The sequence below is a fragment of the Sulfolobales archaeon genome, assembly GCA_038897115.1.
Lineage (GTDB): Archaea > Thermoproteota > Thermoprotei_A > Sulfolobales > AG1 > AG1.
In genome coordinates, this window is record JAWAXC010000163.1 from 1 (window position 1) to 3,467 (window position 3,467).

Genomic DNA, 3,467 nt, shown 5'->3' on the forward strand with positions numbered 1-3,467 from the left:
CCAGGATATACTGGAAAACCTAAAAGTCCTTATGCAAGACAATAATAAGGAGCCGCGGTAGTATAGCCCGGACAAGCCTCGCGCCGAAAGTATGCGGGCCTTTCGAGCCCGTGACCCGGGTTCAAATCCCGGCCGCGGCACCTAAAACAAATGTAAACGATTCCATTGTTTCATGTCTCGCTAGTTTATTTCTGACTTAATAATACATTTAAATACTTTATAATCATTTCTAGCTATTGATAGTGTTGAATAGGGAGTTAAAGATGTTGAGAAGAACTGTGTTCTAGAGGGCTGGGTTAATAGGTTTGGTAGCAGGCATTTAGATAGATTGAAGATACATATAGGGAGATGCTTGGCTACGCTTTAAAACACAATGCCCCTCAAGAAACACTTTATAATATCTTCTACAACATGTTTAGGGAGAGATATCTATGGCTATCCACAAGGGTTATCAAGGGAATGCTATAGAGATGCTGTTAGAAGGGCAAAATCATTTAGAAAGAAGAAAAAGAAAGAATCAGCTAGAGTGGATAAGCCAGAAATAAAAAGCATATGATAATCCACTCCTCTTTCCATTATATTGGGGAAATCCTGGCACATTTAAAAGGAGGCTTTGAAAGGGGGCTCTTTTCAATGAAAAGCTAGATTAAGACTCCGTTATATCATACTACGATGTTTTTATAACCTGCGCCACCTGGCTTAGACGGATCTGATCCTCCTTAGAGCCTATGAAGTCCGCTTTTCTAGGATTAAGTGTAGATGGCTATAATCTCCACAGCCTACATTATATATAGGTTAGCTCGACTTGCATGATGAAGAGGAGTTTGGGGAATGTGATGAGACGATCAAAGTTCTTGTTGTAAGGGCTTCTGATATTGCTAAGATATTTGTTAAGCCGTCTAAAGCCAATGAGGTGTTGGTTAGGTTTGGGAAGATTTTCGAGGAGGAGTATACGTTAGCTAACCATATACACTCGTGGACCGGGTATAAGCAGATATCTAGGTGGTTTGTTAGGAAGATCGCGGCTAGGCTGAGGGCTGAGGGTATTTATAGACGTGAGCTCGTTCTAAAAGCATATATAGCATATGCCGCGCTTATTAAAGCAGGAGTGGTTGGTGAAAAGCCTAGAACCAGGTTCAGGGAGCTGGTCAAGGGCTTATTCGTGGCCGCTCAGCCGGATCTCTATGATGAGTCTACAGATACCTATTATGAGTTCAAGCTTAGCCCGATAAACAACTATGCTAGAAAACAGGCTGAGGTGTTTGCCTGGGTTCTAGGGAAACCCGTAGTGCTTGTAGGCCTTAAAGAAGATTTAAATGGATATCTAAGCGCCGAGAAGGAGGTGATAAAGCCTCCGGAAAAGCTAGAGGTTGATATCGAGGAATTGAAGAAGCATGCGGTGGTGGAGGAGTTCTGCTCAGATCTCATGATCCCGGTTCATCAGTATGAGAGAGACCTAGCCAGATATAGCAGAGCACTCAGGTTCCTCAAAGCCATCGGTGAAATCGAGGACTTAGAAGATGAGGACATAGAGTTCTAAGGATCCTGGTTTTATCAGGCTTCACCAAGATCCGCGATCCGGGTTTAAATCCCGGCCGTGGCATCTATAAGCTCTACTATTTTATAATGATTCATAAATAGCTGGATAAGGGCTCTGTATTGAAACCTCAAATTATATTGTAGGTGGGTGAAAGTTATTAGAACTCCTCTAATATATCGCTGACCTCCTCCCCGCCCTAGGGGGAACCCTCGCCCAATATATGGTGCTTGTATCAGAGCTTATAAGCATATCGCCATCCCCGCCCTAAAGGACGAGGCTTTCAGTTGTCAATATATCTCGAATAGATCTTACGACCGAAATCCTCGCTCCCTTAGGTGGGGATAGCTAATGCCTATATGATTTGATGCTAGAACTATAGCTAGATGATGAGATATTGATGAATGTGGTAGCTAAGCCCTCAGATGATGGTTATGAGAGATAAGGGTTAACAACCATATCCCCAAACCCCCGAGAGGGGGATAGGGTAACACGCCTAGGACTAGGCGTGAGGCCGAACCAGGCGAGAGTCTGGGATATAGCCCCAAACCTCTCTGCTCTGAAGGGCGAGGATTTTCTTAGAGCGGGGAGGAGGTTAGCTTACATTTATATAGTTTTCATAAATATTAATTGATGTGTATTAGCCAATAGGTGTTTCTGTTGTGCGGTATTATAGGTGTGTGTCAGCGGAGTAGAATGATTGTTGGAGAACCCCTAGGATCTTTCCTCAAGAAGGCTCTATATAAGCTGGAGTATAGGGGATATGATTCCGTAGGGTTTATGATTGTAGATCAGGAAGGTAGGATCTTTATTAGGAAGAAGAAGGGCAAGCTAGCGGATGTGGAGAGCATCCTGGGATTCGACTCTTTCGATGGCCTTGTAGGGATAGCCCATACTAGATGGGCTACACATGGAGAGCCCAGCGATAGGAATGCGCATCCCCATATAGACTGTGGTGGCTGTGTTTCTATCGTGCATAATGGTACTCTTCAGAACTATCAGGAGCTTAAAGAATATCTAGCATCTAGGGGTCATCTGCTGAGGAGCGATACAGATACAGAGCTTATAGCCCACCTCTTGGAGGAGAAGCTCTTGGAGGGCCTATCACCTCTAGATGCTTTGAGGGAAGTGGTTAGGACTATAAGGGGTACATATGCCTTCCTGGCATATATATGCAGAGATCCCGATAAGATCTACTTCGCTAAGAATGTATCACCAATGATCATAGGTGTTGGTAATGGCTTCAATATAGTAGCTAGCGATATACCAGCGATCCTAGGCCACACGAGAAGAGCTATAGTTATAGAGGATGGAGAGATCGGCTATATATCGGCGGAGAATATCTATATAGAGAAGCTAGGCATCGGAGCTGTAGATCCTTCTTCCAGGATAATCACTATAGGTTGGACACCAGATATGATTGATAAGGGCGGATATCCCCATTACATGGCTAAAGAGATATATGAGCAACCTATAGCAATACACTCAACACTCTCAGGCCTCCCAGACCAGGTTGGTGATGAGCTGCAGAGGATCCTTATGAAGGCTAGGAGGATATATATAACTGGTGCGGGGACCTCATACCACGCTTCAATGGCTATTGAATATGCATTTAGAAATATCTTGGATCTAGATGCGAGGGCTTTTATCGCTAGCGAATACCAGTCGATCCTCAGGGGTGTTGATGATAGAGACGTGTTAATAGCGGTATCACAGAGCGGTGAGACTATAGATACTCTGATGGCTTTGAGAAGGGCTAGGGGGATGGGGGCTAGGGTGATAGCTATAACAAACGTTGTTGGGAGCGCTATAGCTAGGGAGGCGGATTATAAGATCTATATGAGGGCTGGGCCAGAGATAGGGGTGGCAGCTACAAAGACATTTGCATCAGAAGTTATAACTGGTATGTACATAGTTGAGAAGCTATGTC

2 protein-coding genes and 1 tRNA gene are annotated in these 3,467 nt (G+C 44.2%); all 3 read left to right on the forward strand.

The genetic code is table 11. The annotated features are described in order from the left end of the window. Positions 1-51 precede the first annotated feature (51 nt). Positions 52-140 (forward strand) — tRNA-Glu (locus QXE01_12210). Positions 141-805: 665 nt separating this feature from the next. Beyond that, on the forward strand, positions 806-1,540 hold the full coding sequence (locus tag QXE01_12215; GenBank protein MEM4972002.1) for a hypothetical protein: 735 nt from the start codon (positions 806-808) through the stop codon (positions 1,538-1,540). 657 nt (positions 1,541-2,197) lie between these two features. Next, the coding region (gene glmS / locus QXE01_12220; protein MEM4972003.1) for a glutamine--fructose-6-phosphate transaminase (isomerizing) at positions 2,198-3,467 on the forward strand (1,270 nt) is incomplete at its 3' end.